This is a genomic window from Amycolatopsis sp. NPDC059021 (assembly GCF_042739895.1).
Taxonomy (GTDB): Bacteria; Actinomycetota; Actinomycetes; order Mycobacteriales; family Pseudonocardiaceae; genus Amycolatopsis.
In genome coordinates, this window is record NZ_JBHYIQ010000010.1 from 150,429 (window position 1) to 171,287 (window position 20,859).

Annotated in this window: 17 protein-coding genes; 5 read left to right on the forward strand and 12 right to left on the reverse strand. The window is 70.6% G+C overall.

Features of this window, described 5'->3' with window-relative positions:
* Positions 1-202: 202 nt before the first annotated feature.
* The gene (locus tag ACFWX1_RS08460) at positions 203-1,015 is read left to right on the forward strand and encodes a prolyl oligopeptidase family serine peptidase (protein ID WP_378385216.1); all 813 of its coding nucleotides are present in this window, start codon (positions 203-205) and stop codon (positions 1,013-1,015) included.
* On the opposite strand, the gene ACFWX1_RS08465 is transcribed toward ACFWX1_RS08460, so the two are convergent.
* The gene (locus ACFWX1_RS08465; protein WP_378385218.1) at positions 981-1,961 is read right to left on the reverse strand and encodes a LysR family transcriptional regulator; all 981 of its coding nucleotides are present in this window, start codon (positions 1,959-1,961) and stop codon (positions 981-983) included. The two genes, ACFWX1_RS08460 and ACFWX1_RS08465, sit on opposite strands and share 35 nt — an antisense overlap.
* Positions 1,962-1,984: 23 nt before the next feature.
* Complete coding sequence (locus ACFWX1_RS08470) at positions 1,985-2,425, reverse strand: PaaI family thioesterase (RefSeq protein ID WP_378385220.1); 441 nt, start codon at positions 2,423-2,425, stop codon at positions 1,985-1,987.
* A 62-nt stretch (positions 2,426-2,487) separates the two neighbouring features.
* Between ACFWX1_RS08470 and polA the strand changes: the two genes are divergently transcribed.
* The gene (gene polA / locus ACFWX1_RS08475; RefSeq protein ID WP_378385222.1) at positions 2,488-5,229 is read left to right on the forward strand and encodes a DNA polymerase I; all 2,742 of its coding nucleotides are present in this window, start codon (positions 2,488-2,490) and stop codon (positions 5,227-5,229) included.
* A gap of 61 nt (positions 5,230-5,290) precedes the next feature.
* Here polA and ACFWX1_RS08480 read toward each other — a convergent pair whose 3' ends face one another.
* The 4 genes from ACFWX1_RS08480 to ACFWX1_RS08495 form a co-directional block, all read right to left on the reverse strand.
* The gene (locus tag ACFWX1_RS08480) at positions 5,291-6,016 is read right to left on the reverse strand and encodes a S1 family peptidase (protein WP_378385224.1); all 726 of its coding nucleotides are present in this window, start codon (positions 6,014-6,016) and stop codon (positions 5,291-5,293) included.
* A 238-nt stretch (positions 6,017-6,254) separates the two neighbouring features.
* Complete coding sequence (locus ACFWX1_RS08485; protein ID WP_378385226.1) at positions 6,255-7,226, reverse strand: ArsR/SmtB family transcription factor; 972 nt, start codon at positions 7,224-7,226, stop codon at positions 6,255-6,257.
* Positions 7,227-7,425: 199 nt separating this feature from the next.
* Positions 7,426-8,079 (reverse strand): response regulator, encoded by a 654-nt coding sequence (locus ACFWX1_RS08490; RefSeq protein WP_378385228.1) that lies wholly within the window; start codon positions 8,077-8,079, stop codon positions 7,426-7,428.
* Positions 8,080-8,100: 21 nt separating this feature from the next.
* The gene (locus ACFWX1_RS08495) at positions 8,101-9,318 is read right to left on the reverse strand and encodes a sensor histidine kinase (protein ID WP_378385230.1); all 1,218 of its coding nucleotides are present in this window, start codon (positions 9,316-9,318) and stop codon (positions 8,101-8,103) included.
* A gap of 156 nt (positions 9,319-9,474) precedes the next feature.
* Here ACFWX1_RS08495 and ACFWX1_RS08500 point away from each other — a divergent pair, with 156 nt between their 5' ends.
* Together ACFWX1_RS08500 and ACFWX1_RS08505 are read left to right on the forward strand one after the other, a co-directional pair.
* Positions 9,475-10,212, forward strand: coding sequence for an ABC transporter ATP-binding protein (locus tag ACFWX1_RS08500; RefSeq protein WP_378385246.1), 738 nt, complete (start codon positions 9,475-9,477; stop codon positions 10,210-10,212).
* Positions 10,206-12,785: an FtsX-like permease family protein gene (locus ACFWX1_RS08505; RefSeq protein ID WP_378385232.1), complete on the forward strand. Its 2,580-nt coding sequence runs from the start codon at positions 10,206-10,208 to the stop codon at positions 12,783-12,785. The genes ACFWX1_RS08500 and ACFWX1_RS08505 overlap by 7 nt, the downstream gene beginning before the upstream one ends.
* Positions 12,786-12,802: 17 nt before the next feature.
* Here ACFWX1_RS08505 and ACFWX1_RS08510 read toward each other — a convergent pair whose 3' ends face one another.
* From ACFWX1_RS08510 to ACFWX1_RS08535, 6 genes are all read right to left on the reverse strand, one after another.
* A complete protein-coding gene (locus ACFWX1_RS08510; protein WP_378327108.1) occupies positions 12,803-13,381 on the reverse strand; it encodes a TetR/AcrR family transcriptional regulator in 579 nt (192 codons plus the stop codon).
* Positions 13,378-15,336 carry a YhgE/Pip family protein gene (locus ACFWX1_RS08515; RefSeq protein ID WP_378385234.1) on the reverse strand — a complete coding sequence of 653 codons (1,959 nt, stop codon included), beginning with the start codon at positions 15,334-15,336 and terminating at the stop codon, positions 13,378-13,380. Before ACFWX1_RS08515 ends, ACFWX1_RS08510 begins: the two co-directional genes overlap by 4 nt.
* The gene (locus tag ACFWX1_RS08520) at positions 15,333-16,022 is read right to left on the reverse strand and encodes an ABC transporter ATP-binding protein (RefSeq protein WP_378385236.1); all 690 of its coding nucleotides are present in this window, start codon (positions 16,020-16,022) and stop codon (positions 15,333-15,335) included. The genes ACFWX1_RS08515 and ACFWX1_RS08520 overlap by 4 nt, the downstream gene beginning before the upstream one ends.
* Positions 16,023-16,177: 155 nt before the next feature.
* Positions 16,178-17,101: a GNAT family N-acetyltransferase gene (locus ACFWX1_RS08525; RefSeq protein WP_378385238.1), complete on the reverse strand. Its 924-nt coding sequence runs from the start codon at positions 17,099-17,101 to the stop codon at positions 16,178-16,180.
* A gap of 20 nt (positions 17,102-17,121) precedes the next feature.
* Entirely contained in the window at positions 17,122-18,009 is an 888-nt protein-coding gene (locus ACFWX1_RS08530) for a GNAT family N-acetyltransferase (RefSeq protein ID WP_378385240.1), read from the reverse strand.
* A gap of 6 nt (positions 18,010-18,015) precedes the next feature.
* On the reverse strand, positions 18,016-18,894 hold the full coding sequence (locus ACFWX1_RS08535) for a class I SAM-dependent methyltransferase (RefSeq protein WP_378385242.1): 879 nt from the start codon (positions 18,892-18,894) through the stop codon (positions 18,016-18,018).
* A gap of 321 nt (positions 18,895-19,215) precedes the next feature.
* On the opposite strand from ACFWX1_RS08535, the gene rpsA reads away from it, so the two are divergent.
* On the forward strand, positions 19,216-20,706 hold the full coding sequence (gene rpsA, locus ACFWX1_RS08540; RefSeq protein ID WP_378327103.1) for a 30S ribosomal protein S1: 1,491 nt from the start codon (positions 19,216-19,218) through the stop codon (positions 20,704-20,706).
* The last annotated feature ends 153 nt before the right edge of the window (positions 20,707-20,859 follow it).

Sequence of the window (20,859 nt, forward strand, 5' to 3'; positions counted from 1 at the left end):
CGCACCTGGTGTGGGGGGTTGGTTTTGTTTAAAACCCCCCCCCCACTTCCCCCCCCCACAAGGCTGTGAAGGAGGCCTTCACGGCTTTCCGGGGGCAGTACAACCGGTGGTTGTGATCGGCGCCGGAAAGGCTGTTGGACGGGGCGGCGGCGGGCGCGGTTTGCTTATGGGGCAAGCAAAACCGCGTACTGGGAGGCAGACCATGGGGACCACCAAGCAGCAGGAACAGGTCGTCGGCGAGGCGGCGGGCGTGCCGTTCGTGGCACTGCCGCCGGAGGGTGACGCCCCGGCGCCGCTGGTCGTCACCTGGCACATGATGTCGCCGCCGTGCACCGAGGTCGCGATGGCGGCCGCGGTGCCGATGCGCGGCCTGCGCGCCTGGCGTGTCCACTTCGGACTCCCGATGCACGGACGCCGCCTGCCGCCCGGCGGCTACGAGGAGTTCTTCCGCCTCGCGAGCGAGGACAACGTCCTCAACGTCGTCGAGCCGGTCACCGAGCAGGTGGCGAAGGAATTCCCGGCGGCGGTGGCGGATCTGCGCTCCCGTCTGTCCATTGCGGACGGCCCGATCGGGGTCGTCGGCGGTTCGGCGGGCGGTGCGGCCGCGCTGGAGGTGCTGGCCCGCGGCGAGGTCCCGATCGCCGCGGCGGCGCTGGTGAACCCGGTGGTCCAGCTGACGCCCGTCGTCGCGGCGAACGAGCGGCGGTACGACGTCGTCTACCACTGGTCCGAGCGTTCGCGCGCGGTCGCCGAGCGCTACGACTACGTGCTGCGGGCGGACGAACTCGAGGCCGACGTGCTGCTCGTGATCGGCGAGCAGGACGACGTCGCCATTCGCGAACCCGCGGCGGCGCTGGTCAAGGCGCTGGGGGAGCGGGGCGAGCAGGTGATCATCCCCGGCATGGCGCACGAACTGGCCGAGGCACCCGGAATCGAAGCGGCGCCGCAGACCGAACATGCCCGCGTGGTGGACGCCGAGCTCACGAAGTGGTTCGCGCGGCGCCTGAACGTGTGAGCATTTCCGTGTCGGCGCGCGGCAGCCAGGTATGGGCCGGGTCGCGGGCGCACCAGTCCTCCTCACGGCTGGTGCGCCCGGCCAGCGCGAGCAACCGTCGCAGGCCGGGGCTCTGCTTGCCGCGGCGCCAGACGAGCGACCACGGGAACAAGGGGGACGGCTCGAAGGGCAGCACCCGCAGTTCGAGGTCGGGCGCGAGTTCCATGTCGGCTCCGGCGAGGGTGACCCGGAGCTTGCCGTAGCGGGTCTGCTCCAGCGTATGCCGCAGGTCGTAGGTGACCCCGGAATCGTCGATCGGCACGTCGAAGCCGGCACAAAGTTCTCGGACGTAGGAGACCCATTCGGCGGGGCCGCCGAACTGGGGGAGCCAGATCCCCTCGGCCCGCAGATCGCTCAGCCGCACGACCTCGCCCGCCGCGAGCGGATGTTCCGGGGCGAGCAGCGCGACCAGCGGTTCGAGCCGGACGACCCGGTGCTCCAGCTCGTCCGGCAGCGTCCGGCCGCAGCCGCTGACCCGGCCGAACGCGACGTCCAGCTCACCCCGCAGCAGCGGGTCGACCGCGCTCACGAGACCCGGCCCGCCGACCCGGTCGATGCGCAGGCCGGGTTCGCGCTCGGCGAGCCTGCGCAGCAGGAACATCGGGGAGAGCCGCGGATCGATGACGTGCAGGCGGAGCGGTCGCTCCTCGGCGTGCATGGCCGCGACGGCGGCGTCGGCCGCGCGGATCAGCTCGCGCGCGTGGGGGAGGAACCGCTCGCCGTCCTCGGTGAGCTCGACCGCGCGGTTCGAGCGGACGAACAACGCCGTGGACAGTGCGTCCTCGAGTTTGCGGATGCGCTTGGACAGCGCCTGCTGGGTGAGGAACAGCGACTCCGCGGCCCGGCTGAAGTGCCGCAGGTCCGCCGTCACGACGAACGCCCTGACCTGCGCGACGTCCAGATCCACTCGGCCTCCCCGAACGGTGTGCGTCAGGAACCCGGTGCGGCGCTCAGTACGGCGCAGGTGAGGCGGGCGGTGCAGGTGCGGCGGCCCTGGTCGTCGGTCAGCACGATCTCCGCGGTGATGTTGCTCCGCCCGACGTGCACCGGGGTCGCGACGCCGGTGACCAGCCCGGAGCGGACGGCGCGGTGGTGGGTGCAGGACAGCTCCAGCCCGACCGCGGCCCGGTCGGCCCCGGCGTTGAGCGCGGCCACCGTCGAGCCCAGCGCCTCGGCGAGCACGGCGTTCGCGCCGCCGTGCAGCAGGCCGTACGGCTGCAGATTGCCCTTGACCGGGATCGTGCCGACCACGCGCTCGGGCGTCAGCTCGAGGATCTCCAGCCCGATCTTGTCGTTGAGCTGCTGGTCGGCGACCGCGGGGTCGACGCCCTGGAACGGCTGGCGGGCCTCGCTGCCCTGGTGGTTCGTCACACAATGCTCCTATACCCATGCGACACGTAAGAGTGTCGGACCCTCAGCCTAGACTCGCTCCCGTGAGCCCGAGTGAGAACCAGACCGTCGCAAAAGTCACACCCACCACCGGCACCGGTGAGCGGCCGAAACTGCTGCTCATCGACGGCCATTCGATGGCCTACCGTGCCTTCTTCGCCCTGCCCGCGGAGAACTTCCGCACGAAGACCGGGCAGGTCACGAACGCGGTCTTCGGGTTCACCTCGATGCTCATCAACCTGTTGCGCGACGAGGCGCCCACCCACCTCGCCGTCGCTTTCGACCTGTCCCGCAAGACCTTCCGCTCGGAGGCCTACGCGGACTACAAGGCCAACCGCAGCACGACGCCGGACGAGTTCAAGGGGCAGGTCGGCCTCGTCGAAGAGGTACTCGGGGTGCTGAACATCCCGGCGCTGACCAAGGAGAACTACGAGGCCGACGACATCATCGCCACGCTCACCACCCAGGCGGTCGCGGACGATTTCGACGTGCTCATCTGTACTGGCGACCGCGACGCGCTGCAGCTGGTCAACGAGCACGTCACCGTGCTCTACCCGAAGCGCGGGGTGTCGGAGATGACCCGGTTCACGCCGGACGCGGTGGAGGAGAAGTACGGGCTCACTCCCCAGCAGTACCCGGATTTCGCCGCGCTGCGGGGCGACCCGTCGGACAACCTGCCCAGCATCCCCGGCGTCGGCGAGAAGACAGCGGCGAAGTGGATCCGCCAGTTCGGCTCGCTCGGCGAGCTGATCGACCGGGTCGACGAGGTCAAGGGCAAGGTCGGTGACGCGCTGCGGGCGCACCTGACGGCGGTGTCGCTCAACCGGCAGCTCACCGAGCTGATCCGCGACGTCGAACTCGAGGTCGGGCCGTCCGGTCTGGAACTGCGCCCGTGGGACAGGGAAGCGGTGCACCGGATCTTCGACGAGCTGGAGTTCCGCGTCCTGCGTGACCGGCTGTTCGCGACGCTCAGCAGCGCCGAGCCCGAGGCGGACGAGGGATTCGAGGTCAGCGGGAGCGCGCTCGCGCCGGGCGGGCTCGCCGGCTGGCTGTCCGCGCACGCGCAAGGAAAGAAGCCGGTCGCGGTCTCCTTCCGTACCACCGGTGCCTCGGTCCGGTCGGATCTGAAGGCGATCGCCTTCGCCGCGCCGGACGGCGAGGGCGCGTATCTCGACGTCACCAGGATGGACGAGGCCGATGACAAGGCGCTCGCCGAATGGCTGGCGGATCCGCAGGTCCGCAAGATCGGCCACGACCTCAAGGTGCCGCTGCACGCGCTGCGCGCGCGGGGCTGGACCGTCGCCGGGCTGGAGATGGACACCGCGCTGGCCGCGTACCTGGTGCGGCCCGGCCAGCGCACCTTCGAACTGGACGATCTGGTGCTGCGGTACCTGCAGCGCGAGCTGCGGTCCGAGGCCGCGGGCGACGACGGTCAGCTGTCGCTGCTCGACGGCGGCGCCGAAGGCCTGGAGCAGAAGGAAATCACCGACGAGCTGGTCAAGGCGCGGGCCATCGCCGAGCTGTCGGTGGCGCTGGCCAGGGAGGTCGAGGAGACCGGGGGCACGGGTCTGCTCGCGGAGCTGGAGCTGCCGCTGCTCGAGGTCATCACCGAGCTGGAGATCGCCGGGATCGCGGTCGACATCGAGCAGCTGACCGAGCTGGAGGCGCACTATCTCGGCCGGGTGACCCAGGCGGCCGAAGAGGCGTACGCGGTGATCGGCAAGCAGATCAACCTCGGCTCGCCGAAGCAGCTGCAGGTCGTGCTGTTCGACGAGCTGGGCATGCCGAAGACCAAGCGCACCAAGACCGGCTACACCACCGACGCCGAGGCGCTGCAGGGCCTGTTCGAGAAGACCGAGCACCCGTTCCTGCAGCACCTGCTCGAGCACCGGGACGCCACGAAGCTGCGGACCACGGTCGAGGGACTGATCAAGTCCGTCGCCGACGACGGCCGGATCCACACCACGCTGCAGCAGACCATCGCCGCGACCGGGCGACTGTCCTCTGTGGACCCGAACCTGCAGAACATCCCGGTGCGCACCGAGGAAGGCCGTCGCATCCGGGACGCGTTCGTCGTGGGCGAGGGTTACGCGGAGCTGATGACCGCGGACTACAGCCAGATCGAGATGCGGATCATGGCGCACCTGTCGCAGGACGAGGGGCTGATCGAGGCCTTCAACAGCGGCGAGGACCTGCACACGTTCGTGGCGTCGCGGGCGTTCTCGCTGCCGCCGGAGGAGATCACGCCCGAGCTGCGCTACCGCGTCAAGGCGATGTCGTACGGCCTGGCGTACGGCTTGTCGGCCTACGGGCTCTCCTCACAGCTGCGGATCTCCACCGAGGAGGCCAAGGCACAGATGGACGCGTACTTCGCCCGGTTCGGCGGCGTGCGGGACTATCTGCATTCGGTGGTGGGCGAGGCCGCGAAGGTCGGCTACACCGAGACGATCTTCGGGCGCCGCCGCTACCTGCCGGACCTCAACAGCGACAACCGGCAGCGGCGGGAGATGGCTGAGCGGATGGCGCTGAACGCGCCCATCCAGGGCAGCGCGGCGGACATCATCAAGGTCGCCATGCTCAACGTGCACCGCGCGCTGGTCGAGGCGAAGCTCCGCAGCCGGGTGCTGCTCCAGGTACACGACGAACTGGTGCTCGAGGTCGCCGAAGGCGAGCGCGACGAACTCGAAAAGCTCGTGCGGGAGGGGATGGGCTCGGCTTACGCGCTCGCCGTACCGCTGGAGGTTTCCGTCGGCTACGGCCGCTCCTGGAACGAGGCCGCGCACTAGCGAGGCGAAGGGGACCTTCGTCTCGCCCCGCGAGAGGAAAGTCCCCTTCCGCTCCTCGTGCTCAGAGCCCGCCTACCTGTTGGCTGATCCAGGTACGCACAGGGCTGCTGGCGATATCGACGTAGATCGACGGTCCCTCACCACAGTTGTCGGTGGTTCCCGCACTGTCGGTGCCGATCTGCTGCCAGACACCGTTCACCTTCTTGATCTGCGGGCCACCGGAGTCGCCGTAGCAGTCACCACCGTTGTTCGGGTTGTCGGTGCAGATCTCGGTCGCTCCGGTACCGCACTGCTGATCCGCGACGATCGAGGTGTCCAGTTCCTGGTTCATCCGCGGAGCACTGCCGCAACCAGGCTGCGGACAGGTCTGGCCCCAGCCGAGGATCCGGGTGGGGGTGCCCGCCGGCCCCGAGTCCGTGGCGACCGGAATGGGGGCGTACGACACCGGGTTCGCCAGCTGCAGCAGTTTCACGTCATCCCGGGGGTCGCTGACGCCGCGGGCGACGCGCACGACGGTGCCGCCGGAGGTGCGGTCATTGCTGCCCACCCGGACCGAGGACGGCGTCGGGCAGTGCTTGGCGGTGATCGCCCAAGTGGCCTTGATCAGCGATCCGGTGCAACCACCGACGTACACCATGAAGGGATACGCTTCGCTCGCTGGGCGGCCACCGACGATGGCGGTGGCCGGACCATCGTCAGCCGTCGCACTGGCGCTCGTGGGAACCAGTCCGAGTATTGCCGTGGTCAACGCGATGAACAGGCTTGTCCAAGAAAAGCGACGTGACATCGGGACTCCACTTCGCCGCCCACGACTCAGTCCGCCGAACTGCCGAGACATCAACCGGGCCGAGGTGAACTGGCTTACCGGGGAACGGGGACACGGCATTTTATTGCCGCGTCATCCGCTCCCGCACCCGGCGTTCGTAGGGATTTCTCGTTCCGGCGGTGACTGGCTGGAAATCCTTTGTGGACAGTGCGGAGCGGGCGTGCGCGAACTGGCGCGATTCGCCGGTTCGAGGTCACTCTCAGGGGGAAGCACCAGGGCTGAGATCCGCCGCAGGCTCGTCGTTGGCGGCCAGGAGGGCGGCACCGAGCGAGGTCAGCTCGTGCCGCACGCTCCGGCCGGTGCGCCTGCTGGCGACGAGCCCGGCGTCGCGCAGCGCGGCGGTGTGCTGAGAGGCCGAGGGCGCGCTGATGCCGGCCAGCCGCGCGAGCTCGCCGGTCGTACGGGGCTGCCGCAGCGCCGCGAGGACCGCGGCCCTGGTCGGTCCCAGCAGCCTGGCCAGCGCGCCCGCCGGACGGCGGCCGATGACGTCGAAGGCGGGACGGACGGGATAGATCAGGACGTGCCGGTCCGTGTCACGCCAGGGGTTCGTGAACAGCGGGCGGCCGGACCACACGGCCGAAGGCATCAGCTCGATTCCCGCGCCACGCGGAGTGATGTCGATTTCCTTCGGATGCGGGAGCGTCAGCACGCCGTCGTGGTAGCGGAGATCGGGATGCAGCGAACCGAACGCCGACGCGGCTTCGTGCTGCGGGAACGCCGGCGTCCGCACGGCGATGTCCTGGCGGAAACCGGCGTCGAGCCGATCCCGCCGGGGCAGGACGTCCCGCCGGTACCAGGCACGCAACGCCCGGTTGACCAGCCGCCGTTCCTCGGCGTCGCCGTCGGCGAGATTCCGGACCCACAGCGGGATCGCGCGGTCCGGCGGCCAGATCCGGGCCAGTTCGGACCGCAGCACCGCGCGCGGTGCCGCGTCCACCAGCGAGAAGCCGTGCTCGGCGTCCGCGACGAGCGGATCGAGGAAGGTGGGACCGCGTGCCTGTGCGTTCACCATCGACAACAGCGGGCCGATTTCGGCGGGCAGCCCCGCGGAGCGGCCGGGACGGTCACGCAGGTGTTCGCTCAGTGCCAGCACGGAATCCAGCAGCGGCGCCGGATTCTCGGCGAACCGCGTGCCGCCGAAATCCGCGTCGGTGAGATGGATTCTGAGCACCCGGCTCCCGGCAATGTCGTCGGCTGTTCCGCCCGCAAAATTTTAGGCGAAGCCAAAAGGGTTGTCGATTGCCCGCTCGGCCGCTGACGATGTGTTCGTCGCCGGGTCCCGTGATCCCGGGCGGGATCCGGCGCGTTTCGTGGCTGGGTGCGTGTCGCGGATGGGGGGCGTGGCACGCACCCAGCCACGAAAACCGGCGCTACGCGCGGAGGTAGGTCAGCACGGCCTGCACCCGGCGGTGCCCGGCGCCGTCGGTGCTGGGCAGGCCCAGTTTGGCGAAGATGTTGCCGATGTGCTTGTGCACCGCGCCCGCGCCGATGACGAGCAGTTCCCCGATGGTGGCGTTGGAATGCCCCTCGGCCATCAGCGAGAGCACCTCCCGTTCGCGCGGGGTGAGCGTGCGGATCGGGTCGTCGGCCTTGCGGCGCACCAGCAGCTGCGCGACGACCTCGGGGTCCATCGCCGCGCCCCCGGCGGCCACCCGGTTCAGCGACTCCAGGAAGTCCGCGACCTTCCCGACCCGCTCCTTCAGCAGGTAGCCGACGCCGCCGCCGGTCCCGGCACCGGCCAGCAGCTCCCCGGCGTAACTGTCCTCGACGTACGCCGAGAGCACCAGCACCGCCAGCGCCGGATGACGGCGGCGGGCCTCCACGGCGGCACGCAGGCCCTCGTCGGTGAAGGTCGGCGGCATCCGGACGTCGACCACGATCACGTCCGGCGGGTCGGCGTCGACGGCGGTCAGCAGGTCCTCGGCGTTGTCGACCGCCGCGGTCACCTCGAAACCTTCAGTGCCCAGCAACAACACGAGTCCCTCGCGGAGCAGGGCGTCGTCCTCGGCGATCGCGATCCGCATGACGGCAGTGGTTTCCTTTCCTCAGGCCCCGGTGGGCAGGACCGCGCGCAGCACGGTCGGCCCGCCCACCGGACTGGACAGCTCAGTGTGCCCGTCGAACGCTTCGACGCGACGGCGGATCCCGTTCAACCCGGTGCCGCCGTCCTCGTCGGCCCCGCCGTGGCCGTCGTCGGTGATCTCCACCGTGAGGACATCGCCCCGGACCACGAGGCGCACCGACGCGTGTTCCGCGCCGCTGTGCTTGGCCACATTGGTCAGCGCCTCGGCGACGACGAAGTACGCGGCGGCTTCGACCGCCGCCGGCAGCCGTCGCAGCCCCTCGACGTCCACAGTGCACGGAATCGGGCTGCGAGCGGCCAGCGCGTCGACCGCGCCGTCGAGGCCGCGGTCCTCCAGCACCGGCGGGTGGATGCTGCGGACGACGTCGCGGAGTTCGGCGATCGCGTCCGACGCGGCGTTCTGTGCCTTGAGCACCAGCGGCAGCGCCGACGCCGGGTCGCGCCGCAGCCCGCGTTCCGCGATGCCGAGCATCATCACCACGGCGACCAGCCGGTTCTGCGTGCCGTCGTGCAGATCCCGTTCGATACGGCGGAGTTCGGCGCCGTGGGCTTCCAGCGCGGCCGCCCGCGTCGCGGTCAGTTCGGCCACCCGCTGGGCCATGCTCGCCCGTGGCGGGGCCAGGAGCTTCCGCGCCAGCCGGGCCTCACCGTCGGCCAGCGGGGGCAGCACCAACCAGGACACCAGCGCCGCCGCAGCCGCGATGCCGAGGTTGAGCAGCGCGGCGGGCCACGAGCCGACGGGCAGGTCGAACGAACTCCGCATCCCGCCGGGAACCAGCCACCAGATGAGCGAGATGACGACGTTCTGCACGGCCGAGCAGGGCAAGCCGACCGAGACCATGCCCACCGCGAGCCCGGACACCGCGTGCACGAGCAGCCACAGCAGGTCACGACGGGTCGCCGGATCGGAGAGCACGGTGGTGATCTGCCCCACGATCGGCCCGGTCAGTTCCTGGTAGTGCTCCGGGACGTCGACGCCGGTGTACCGGGCGATCCGCCGCCGCTCGAACGAGATCAGCTTGCGAATCCCCGTCATCAGCAGCGGCAGCAGCGGCAGCGTGATCACCATCAGCGCGCAGGCCAGCAGCACGCACAGCACGAGCCACGACACCATCGAGGTGACGAAGCCGACCGCCAGCGAACGGAACGGTGGCCACACCCTGGTCAGTGCCCGGCCCATCACCCCTCCTGGTGTAGATGGTGGAGCGGGCTCTACCACGGATCCGGTATTCCGCGGGATGTCCCACACCCTTCCGCAGAACCTACCTTTGGCTACGTTGAGGGCCACGGGCGGACAGGAGTGGGGAAATCAGTGGTGTACACACGATCGGAGTCGATGGTCGGCCAGGATCACGCGGTCCGGCTGGACGGTGTGACCAAGGTCTACGGCACGGGGGACGGTGCCGTGACGGCTCTGCGCGGGGTTTCGCTGCAGCTGCGGCGAGGCCGGTTCACCGCGGTGATGGGGCCGTCCGGCTCGGGCAAGAGCACGTTCCTGCACTGCGCCGCCGGTCTCGACCGGCCGACGTCGGGCTCGGTGCGGCTGGGTGAGACCGAGCTGTCGAAGCTCAAGGAGAAAGCGCTGACGGTGCTGCGCCGGGACCGGATCGGTTTCATCTTCCAGGCTTACAACCTGGTGCCGTCACTGTCCGTTTTGGACAACATCACCCTGCCGCTGCGGTTCGCCGGGCGCGGCGCCGATGCCGCGTGGTTGCGGGAGATCGTCGGCCGGGTGGGTCTCGACCAGCATTTGCAGCGCAGACCGGCCCAACTCTCCGGCGGCCAGCAGCAGCGGGTGGCCGTGGCGAGGGCGCTCGTCTCCCGGCCCGAGGTGGTCTTCGCCGACGAGCCGACCGGCGCGCTGGACATGCGGACCGGCGCGGAGGTGCTGGAACTGCTGCGCAGGCTCGTCGACGAATTCGGCCAGACCGTGGTGATGGTCACCCACGACCCGGTGGCGGCGGCCCACGCGCACAGCGTGCTGTTCCTCGCCGACGGCCGGTTCGTCGAGGAGATGCCGTCGCCGACTCCTGAGCAAGTGGCCGCGCGGATGACCACGCTCGGGGAGTGGTGACCGCGATGCTGTCCTTGGCATGGGCGACGATTCGCGCCCGTAAGGCCGCGTTCGTCGCGTCGTTCCTCGCGTTGTTCGGTGGCGCGGTGCTGTTCACCGCGTGCGGGGTACTGCTGGAGTCCGGTCTGTTCGGCGGCGTGCCCGCGCAGCGCTACGCCGCCGCGCCGGTGGTGGTCGGCGGCAACCAGTCGGTGACCGCGAAGACGAACACGAAGGAGGCCGAGAGCAGGACCGAGCAGCTGGCGGAGAAGGTGCCGGTCGACGCGAACCTGCTCGGCACCGTGGCGGGGATTCCCGGGGTGACCAAGGTGGTCGGGGAGGTGAGCTTTCCGGCGACCGTGGTGGCGCCGGACGGCCGGGTGCTGTCCGGCGCGGACGGCGGCCACTCGCTCGGGCACGGCTGGGGCAGCGCCGAGCTGACTCCGTTCACCGTGCGGGCGGGCAGCGCGCCCGCCGGGCCGCGGGATGTGGTGCTGGACGCCGAACTCGCGCGGCGCGCGGGGGTTTCGGTCGGTGGGACCGTACGGATCTCGGTGCACGCGCAACCGGTGGCCTACCACGTGAGCGGTGTCGCCGCACCGTCCGGAAAGGACGGATTGGATCGTCAGTCGGCGGTGTTCTTCACCGACGACGTCGCCAGGTCGCTGTCCGCGGACCCGGGCAAGCTCGCCGCGATCGGGGTGTTCGGTGACTCGTCCGAACTCGCCGATCGGGTCGAGAAGGCATTGCGGGACAACGGGAACGTGGCCGTCCACTCGGGATCGGAGCGGGGTGAGGCCGAGTCGCCGGACGGAGCGCAGTCGCGGCAGATCCTGATGCTCGTCTCCAGTTCGTTCTCCGGATTCGTGCTCATGATCGTGATCTTCGTGACCGCGAGCACGCTCGCGCTGGTGCTGAACCAGCGACGCAGGGAGATCGCGTTGCTGCGCGCCATCGCGGCGACCCCGGGGCAGGTGCGGCGGCTCATCGGCATCGAGACGACACTCGTGTCCGGTCTTGGGGCCCTCCTCGGGATCTGGCCCGGCATCTACGCCGCGTACGGGATCCGGGACGTCTTCGTGAAGATCGGCGTGATTCCCGAAGGGTTCGAGCTGTCGATCAGCCCGGTGCCGATGGCGGCGTCGGTCGTGTTGTGCGTCGGCGCCGCGTGGCTGGCCGCGTGGACCTCGGCCAGACGGATGCTGAAGGTCAAGCCGATCGAGGCGCTCGGTGAAGCCGCGGTGGAAAAGGCGAAGCTCGGCCGTGGGCGCATGATCACCGGCCAGGTGATGCTCCTGCTGGCGGGCACCGGGGTGACCGCGACCCTCGTGCTGTCCGGCCAGCTGGCCGTGGTGCCCGCCGTGACGTCCTCGCTGTTCGCGGTGATCGGCGTCGGGCTGCTCGGCCCGGCACTGATGTCGAGGGCGACCCGGGTCATCGGCAGGCTCCTGCTGGGTTCGGGTGGCACCGCGCCGTATCTCGCCGCGCGCAACAGCATGGCGAACTCGCGGCGGCTGGCGGCCGCGGTGACCCCGCTGGTGCTCACCCTCGGCTTCTCGGTCACCATGTTCTACAGCCAGACCACGCTCGCCGACGCTGTCCAGCAGCAGGCACGCGCTGCCACGACGGCCGATTTCGTGCTCACCGCCCCGGCGGGGGTGCCGGTGGACGTGGCCGCCGCCGCGCGGTCGGTGCCCGGGGTGCGCGCCGCGACACCGCTGATCGGCAGCGAAGCCCTCGTGCTCGATCACGATGCCTCGTCGGAACCGATCACCCGGGTCAAGGCCAACGGTGTCGACGCCGGGCAGCTCGCCGGCACGCTCTCGCTGGCGGTGAAGCAAGGCAGGTTCGATGATCTGCGCGGGGACACCGTGGCACTGAGCGAATTCCAGGCTTCCTGGCAGGGCAAGCACATCGGGGACAAGGTCGACATGTACCTCGGCGATCGCACCCGCGTCAGTCCGCGGCTCGTCGCGGTGTTCGAGAACAACCTCGGCTACGGCGACATGCTGCTGCCGCAGGACACCCTGCTCCCGCACACCACCACCCGCACGGCCGGATCGGTGCTCGTCAGCACGGAAGGAACCGCCGACCGCGCCGCGGTCGAACAGGGCCTGCGGGCGCTGGGCGGAACCTTCCCGGGGCTCGCTGTCGCGGACCGGCATTCGCTCACCGTCGCCACCGACGGGCAGCAGCAGGCGAACGACTGGCTCAACCGGATCCTGCTCGGCGTCATCCTGCTCTACGTCGCGCTGTCGGTGGTCAACACCCTGGTGACCGCGACGCTGGACCGGAGCCGCGAGCTGACGCTTCTGCGGCTGGTCGGTGGCACCCGGCGGCAGGTCCTGCGGATGATCCGGGTCGAATCCTGGATCGTGGTGGCCATCGCGGCGGTGCTCGGCTCGGCCCTTCCGGTGCTGCCGCTGGCTTTCCTCAGCTTCAACTTCACCGGATCGCCGCTGCCAGCTGGGCCGCCGCTGGTGTACCTCGGCATCCTCGCGGTGACCGTCCTCATCGGACTGTTGTCGATCCGGCTGCCCGCGCGGAAGGTCGCGCGCACCAGCCTCGCCGACAACATCCTCACCCGCGAGTGACGCCGCCGCGGCCTCGGCTACCTGCCGAGGCCGCGGATGAGGACCATGACGGAGTCCCGGACGTCGGCCCTGGTGCGCTTCGGCTGGAAGACCTGCCAGTCGAGCGCCACCACGAGCATGGTGCCGAACAGTCCCGCCGCCGCGGTCGGGATCTGCACGCCGTCGGGCAGCCGCCCCGCTTCGTCCAGTCGCTGCAGCTGCTGTTTGACGATGGAGATGATCTCCTCGCGCAGCAGCGACAGCGTGTCGTGCCACTGGCCGGGGGTCCGCCACAGTTCGCTGACCAGGATCTGTGAGAAACCCGGGTACTGCTGGATGAACTCCAGCGTGGTGTCCACCTGCGCCTCGACGACGTCCAGCGGGTCGGCGTCCGAGATCTCGGCCCGCAGCCGGCCGGCCAGCAGATCGACGCCGTACCGCAGCAGCCCGTCGACGAGCCCGTCCTTGCTGCCGAAGTTGTAGTAGACGGTGCCCTTGGCCACGCCCGCTTCGGCGGCGATGTCGTCCACGGTGAGACCGACAAGGCCCTGGCTCGCCGAGAGCCGCAGCGTGGCCTCGAAGAGCTTCTGCTTGGTCGCCTTGGCGCGGGGACTCACAGGGACAGCTCGGGTTTCAGCGCCGACACCGTCCACATGCGACGTTTGCGGGCGGCCAAAGTGGACAGCAGGATCCCGCCGACCAGATAGGCCACCAGTACCCCGATGTCACCGAGGATCCGCATCGACGCACCGGTGTAGAGCAGATGCCGGAACCCGTCGATCGCGTAGCTCATCGGCAGCACCACGTGCAGCGGATACAGCGCGTCCGGGATCGTCTGCCACGGGAACGTGCCGCCGGCACTGACCAGCTGGAGCACCAGCAGCACCAGGCCGAGGAACTTCCCGACCGCGCCGAAGAACGCGTTGAGCGCGTGCACCACCGAGGTGAAGGCGAGCGAGACGAGGATGGCGAACCCGATCGCGCCGAGCGGATGCGCGACGTGGATGCCGACCAGCCAGGTCACCGCGCCGAACAGCACGATCACCTGCGCGATCCCGAGCAGCGCCGAGGACAGCCAGCCGCCGATCGCCACCCGCAGCGGTGACGCGCCCGCGGTGAGCGCGCGGGTCGACAGCGGCCGCAGCAGCAGGAACAGCACGAACGCGCCGATCCAGGTGGCGAGCGCGATGAAGAACGGGGCCAGCCCCGCGCCGTAGGTGCCCGCCGAGGCGACGCCGTTGGACGTCACGGCCACCGGGTCGGCGATGGTGTTGGCCGTCGCCGAACGCGTCGGGTCGTCCGGGTTCGGGATCTGCTTCAGCCCGGCGGCGAGCCCGTCCCGCAGTTTCGCCGAGCCGTCGGCGAGCTGGTTCGTGCCGTCGAGCGCGGTCTTCTCGCCGTCGTTGAGCTTCGCGGCGCCGTCGCGCAGCTGGTTCGCGCCGTCGGAGGCCTGCGCGATGCCATTCGCGAGTTGTGGCGCGGCGGTCGAAAGCTGCTGGGCGCCACTGGACACCTGCTGCGCGCCGTTGGACACCTGCCGGGACCCGGCGGCGAGCTTCGCGAGTTCGCCGTTCGCGCCCTGGATCTTGGTGTTCGCCTGGTCGACGGGGGAGCGCAGCTGGTCGGCCTTGGCGACGATCTCCTGCACCTTCGCCTCGGGCACACCCGCGTTCCGCAGATCCTGGGCGAGCTGGGTGCGGTAGCCGTTGAGCTTGGTCTGGATGTCGCCCGACGCGCCCGCGGCGAGGGCGGCGGCGTCGGCGACCTTCTGGTTCCCGTCGGCGACCTGCCCGGCACCGTCGGCGACCCGGCCCGCGCCGTCGGCGAGCTGTTTCGCCTGCGACGGCAGGGAAGTCGTACTGGACTTCAGGGTGCCGAGCCCGTTCGCGAGGGTGCCGCTCCCGGTCGCGAGCTGGTTCGCGCCGGTGGCCAGCTCCTGCTGCCCGCCCCGCAGTCTCGCGGCCCCGTCGGCGAGTTGCCTGGCTCCGTCGGACGCCTCGGCGATCTTGCCGTAGATCGTGGAGAACCCGACCAGGAACCGGTCCGCGGCCTCGCTGCCGACCTTCTCCGCGATCGTCTTCCTGACCTGTTCGGCCACCTGTTTGGCGATCGTGCCGGACAGATAGTTGTTGGAGTCGTTGGTGGTCAGCGTGATCGTGGCCTGCTGCGGCTGGAAGTTGCCGACCGAGAGCAGCGCCGCGGAGAAGTCGTGCGGGATGCCGATGACGAACGAGTACTTGCCGTCCTTCACCCCCTTCGCCGCTTCGTCCTGCGAGACCTCGTGCCATTGGAACGTATGCGAGTTGACGAGTTCGTCGGTCACCTCGCGGCCGACGTTGCGATCCTTGCCCGACGCGTCCTTCGCGCCCGCGTCACTCGTGTAGACGGCGGCGGGAAGCTTGTCGAGACGGCCGTACGGGTCGTAGTTGGCGTACAGGTAGAAGGACGCGTACAGCAGCGGCACCAGCACCAGCGCGGCCATCGCCAGCTTGGGCAAGGTGCCCGCCGTCAGCCTGCGTAGTTCGTTGGCGGCGATGCGGAACGCGCTCGTGCCGCTCGGGCGGGAAGTCATTCCTGATCTCCTTCGGCGCTCAGCTCGGCGGTTTCCGGGCCGGGCGAGCACCGTTGTGGTTCGGGCTGGTCGGCCGACCCGATGCGGGCCGGCGGGTGGGGGAGGGCCGAATCCGGCGTCGTCGCGGTCAGCACCACGACGGCGAGCCCGCGCTCGGCGTGCTCGCGGGCGAGCCGCGCCCAGCTGCCGACGTCGCTGGTGTGCCGGTCCGGCGTGTCGAGGACGAGCAGGCGCACACCTTCGCGCTCGGCGGCCAGTTCGGTGAGCAGCCTGGTGCGCAGCGCCGGTTCGAGGTTCTCGAAGCGGGTGCCGGCGAACGCGGCCGCGTCGTGCTGGGTCAGCCAGCGCGCGACGTCGGTCTTGGCGGCCGGGCGGTGCGCCAGCGCCAGTTCCTCGCCGACGACGACGCGCAGCACGAGTGCGCCGTCCGGTTCGCTGACCCCCGGCGCGTCGACCACCGCGACGATCTTGCGAAGATCACCGACGGCGTCGGCGGCGTGGTTGACGGTCACCGTGCCGGTGCTCGGCTTGAGCCGCCCGGCGAGCGCGAGGCCGAAGGCGGTGACGCCGACCCCCGGCTCGCCGTGCACGAGGGCCAGCTCCCCGGCCTGGACGGTCAGCGAGGTGGGGGGTAACAGCGTGCCGTGGGGCCCTTCTAGGGACACCCTGTCGGCTCGAACCTGCACGGGAACTCCAGCGTCGGGATCACTTTTGAACTGACCGGTCAGTTCAAAAACGTAGACCTCCGCCCGGGAGGACGGCAACATCGCCCGGCGCACGTCACACTCACGGGTGACCTTGGTGCGGGCAATCATCGCAAACCGGACCGATGGGCGCCGGATCAGCGCAACGCGGAAGCGGGATGCACCTCCCACGACGTCCACAGTGGACGATAACCCTGCCGGTGCCAGAACACCGAGGAGAGGGGGTTGGTCGGGTTGTAGTAGAGGTACGTCCCGGTCGCGCCCTCGTCGTGGAAGACCGCGTGCACCCTGGCCATCAGCACGCGGCCGACCCCGGTGCCGCGATGCTCCGGCGCGGTCACGACGTTGTTGACGTAGCCCCAGAGCCCCGGCGGCAGCAGCTCCGACCCCGGCATGCCCGCGGTGGCGTCCACCCAGGAGCACTGCGCGTAGGCCACCGGGGCGCCGTCGCGTTCGGCGAGCCAGACCGCGGGACGTTCCTGGCTGAGATCCTCCCGCAGCGCCGGGGCGAGCAGCGCGGCCGTGTTGGGCCGCCGTCGCGTGGCGACCAGCCCTGTGTACACGAAGGTCGCCTCGGCCAGCGCCAGCGTGCTGTCGAAGTCCGCCGTCGTGGCCCGCCGGACGTGGACGCCGTCCGCCGGGGCCGGCACCGGAGTCTCGGTGCGGACCGCCAGCGCGGTCAGCGGCACCATCCCGTGGTCGAGGAACGCCCGGATGGCTTCCGCGTCCCGGCTGGGCCAGTTGACGACGCACGCGGAGTCCTCGCCGAGCCGCTCGCCGTCCAGCCGCGCCCGCCAGGCACGCAGGAGCAGGTCGACGCCTTCGGTGCCGGTGTCGCCGAAGTACGGGAACAGCTGCCAGGTGTCGGCGGCCGACCACAGCATCGGCACGTCGTCCGGCCCGTGGCGCTGCCGTTGCAGCACGCCGGTGACCCGGCCGCCGCCCGCGGTCGCCGCGTCGAGCCGCTCGCCGGCGGCCGGTGGCGCCGCGCGGGGCAGCAGCGGGTCGAGCGCGGCCAGCCGGGCGCGGTGCGCGGCGAAGAGTTCTTCGGTGATCTCCATGGTTCCCCCTCGCTCGCCGGTCACCCCGCCTGGTGCCGCCGGGCCCAGGTCGTCCACAGTGGACGATAGCCCTGCCGGTGCCAGAACACCGTCGAAAGCGGGTTGGCCGGGTGGTAGTAGAGGAACGTACCCCGCACCCCCGGCAAATCCAGTTCGCGATGCGCCGCGGCCGCCAGTGTCCTGCCGATTCCGTGGCCGCGCCCGGCGGGGGACACCGCGAGGGTGCCGAGGTGTCCCCAGCGTCCTTCCGGAAGCCTGCCGTCGCCGCCGGACGGCGTCCCGCCGGAACCGCCGAACGCGACCAGCCCGGCGGCGACGCCGTCGCGGTCGGCGATCAGGACACGGGCCCCGAACCGCAGGCCGCGCCGCGTTTCCGTGGCCAGCAACGCCGCCGCGCCGGGCCGCCGCACACTCGGCCCGACCAGCGCGGCGTACTCCAGTTCCGCGAGCCGCAGCGCGACGATCTCCTCGATGTCGGCCTCGCGGGCGGCGCGCACGCCGACGCCGGGGACGCGATGGCAGGGAGACGGCGCGGACCTCCGCACCGCCAGCACGATCTCCGGCACGAATCCCTTGGCCAGCAACACTTCCGCGATCGCGAGGTCCCGGCTCGGCCAGGTCACCACGCGCACGCTGTCGCGCTCCGGATCGCCGGGCCGCCGCGCCTCCCAGGCCTCGAGCAGCGCGCGCATGCCGCCGACGGCGTCCGCGCCGGGGACCGCGCTCAGCCGGTAAGTCACCGAAGCGCCCCACAGGGCCTGCCAGGACGTCGGTGCCACGGCCGTTCTGGTGAGGACGCCGAAATCCGGCCCGGTCGCCAGCGGGACACCGCGGGGCAGCGGGACCGGCCGCAGCAGGGGATCCAGCGCGGCGAACCGCGTGTGCCAGACCTGCCGCGGCGCCGCCACCGGGGGTCAGTCCCGGCGTGTGCGGAAGATCGCGGTGCCGGGGAAGAGCTTGCCCCGCAACGGACTCCACTGTCCCCAGACGCGCTCGTGCCCCGGCGGCCACTCGGGTTCGAGCAGATCGTCCAGCGCGAACCCGGTGGCGGCCAGCGCGCGCACGTAGTCGCCGAGCGTCCGGTGGTACTCGACGTAGGTCGCGGTGCCGTCGTCGTCGACCTCGACGTACGGGGTCCGGTCGAAGTACGGCTGGGTGACCGTCAGCCCCTGCGGCCCCGGATCGTCCGGGAAGATCCAGCGCATCGGGTGCGTCACCGAGAACACCCACGGCGCCCCTGGCCGCAGGACCCGGCGGACCTCCGCGAACACCGTCTCCAGCGAGGGCACGAACGGCAGCGCGCCGAACGCCGAGCAGGCCATGTCGAAGCTCGCGTCCGCCAGGGGCAGCTGCTCGGCGTTGGCCTGCACGAGCGGGACGTCGAGGCCGGTGCGCGCGTTGCCGGCGCGAGCGTGCCGGAGCATCCCGGCGGATAGGTCGGTCGCGACCGCGTGCGCGCCCTCGGCGGCCAGCCAGCGCGAGCAGGCCGCCTGCCCGCAGCCGACCTCGAGCACCCGGCGTCCCCGGACGTCGCCGAGCAGCCTGGCGTCCGCCTCGCGCAGCCCCTCCGGGCACCAGACGAAGTCGGCGTCGCCGAGGAACTCGCCGTGGGTGGCCTGGTAGTCGTCGGCGTCGGCGTCCCACCACGCGAGGTTCGCCGCGGCGGCTTCGCCGCCACCGACCGTCCGATACGCTGTCCCCGCCGTGCCGAGACGCTGCTCCGCGCGTGCGTGCCGGTCCTCCGGCGGGAGTTCGGCGGCCGCTTCCGCGCCGAGGGCGGTTCCGTGCTCCAAGCCAGTCCTTCCCGAGTACGTTCTCCCAGCTCGGGAGCCTCTGGCGACAGCCTAACGCCCGTCCGGCGAGCGGGGACGGACCCTGATTGTGTCCCCTACAGGGGGCCGCGTAGGATACCTGTTAGCGCAGTGGGTTCGCGCTGCCTACCGCTCAGGTTCGCTTCAGCGAGCGTCTGGGAATCGGGCCGCGCACCGTTTGCGGGAGATGCCGCGGTCGTTCACTGGTGGACGTTTGCTTATGGGGTCTTCGCATGCTTCCGAGCCCGCGGCGCGATCAAACTGCACACCCACTACTTCCCATCCACCGGAGCAACCCGCCTAATGACCACCGACACCGCCACCGCCCCGACCGCCCCCACCGGGCCTCAGCAGGTCGCCATCAACGACATCGGGTCGGAGGAAGACTTCCTCGCGGCGATCGACAAGACCATCAAGTACTTCAACGATGGCGACATCGTCGAGGGCACGATCGTCAAGGTCGACCGCGACGAGGTCCTGCTCGACATCGGGTACAAGACCGAGGGCGTCATCCCCTCGCGTGAGCTGTCCATCAAGCACGATGTCGACCCGGCAGAGGTTGTCAGCGTCGGTGACGAGGTGGAAGCGCTTGTCCTGCAGAAGGAGGACAAGGAAGGCCGGCTGATCCTGTCCAAGAAGCGCGCGCAGTACGAGCGCGCCTGGGGCACGATCGAAGAGCTCAAGGAGAAGGACGAGCCCGTCAAGGGCACCGTCATCGAGGTCGTCAAGGGCGGCCTCATCCTGGACATCGGGCTCCGCGGCTTCCTCCCCGCCTCGCTGGTCGAGATGCGCCGCGTGCGCGACCTCCAGCCGTATGTCGGCCGTGAGCTCGAGGCGAAGATCATCGAGCTGGACAAGAACCGCAACAACGTCGTCCTGTCCCGCCGCGCCTACCTCGAGCAGACCCAGTCCGAGGTGCGCAGCGAGTTCCTCAACGCGCTCGCCAAGGGCCAGGTCCGCAAGGGCGTCGTGTCGTCCATCGTCAACTTCGGTGCCTTCGTGGACCTGGGTGGCGTCGACGGCCTCGTGCACGTCTCCGAGCTGTCCTGGAAGCACATCGACCACCCGTCCGAGGTCGTCGAGGTCGGCCAGGAGGTCACGGTCGAGGTCCTGGACGTCGACATGGACCGCGAGCGCGTCTCGCTGTCGCTGAAGGCGACCCAGGAAGACCCGTGGCGCCAGTTCGCCCGCACCCACGCGATCGGCCAGATCGTGCCGGGCAAGGTCACCAAGCTCGTCCCGTTCGGCGCGTTCGTGCGTGTCGAGGAGGGCATCGAGGGCCTGGTGCACATCTCCGAGCTGGCCGAGCGCCACGTGGAGATCCCGGAGCAGGTCGTCCAGGTCAACGGCGACGTCATGGTCAAGGTCATCGACATCGACCTGGAGCGCCGCCGGATCTCGCTGTCGCTGAAGCAGGCGAACGAGGGCGTCACCCCGGAGACCGAGTTCGACCCCACCCAGTACGGCATGGCCGCCGAGTACGACGCCGAGGGCAACTACATCTACCCCGAAGGCTTCGACCCGGACACGCAGGAGTGGCAGGAGGGCTACGACAAGCAGCGTGAGGAGTGGGAGCGGCAGTACGCCGAGGCCCACACGCGCTACGAGGCCCACATGAAGCAGGTCGCGAAGGCCGCCCAGGCCGACGCCGAGGCCGCCGCGGACGCCGCGACCGGCATCGAGGGTGGCGACCAGAGCTACACCTCCGCTCCGGCCGAGTCCAAGAGCGGCGGCACGCTCGCCAGCGACGAGCAGCTCGCGGCGCTCCGCGAGAAGCTGTCCGGCGGTGCGTGAGCACTGAGCACCAGCTGACGGAACGCCCCCGGTTCTTCGGACCGGGGGCGTTCCGCCGTCTACGGCCCGGACTTCCGTGCACGGGTCGGGTGTGCCGAGGGGCGCCCTGGGTGCGTTGAGCGCGACGGGGGCGTCCCTCGGTGCGGCCAACGC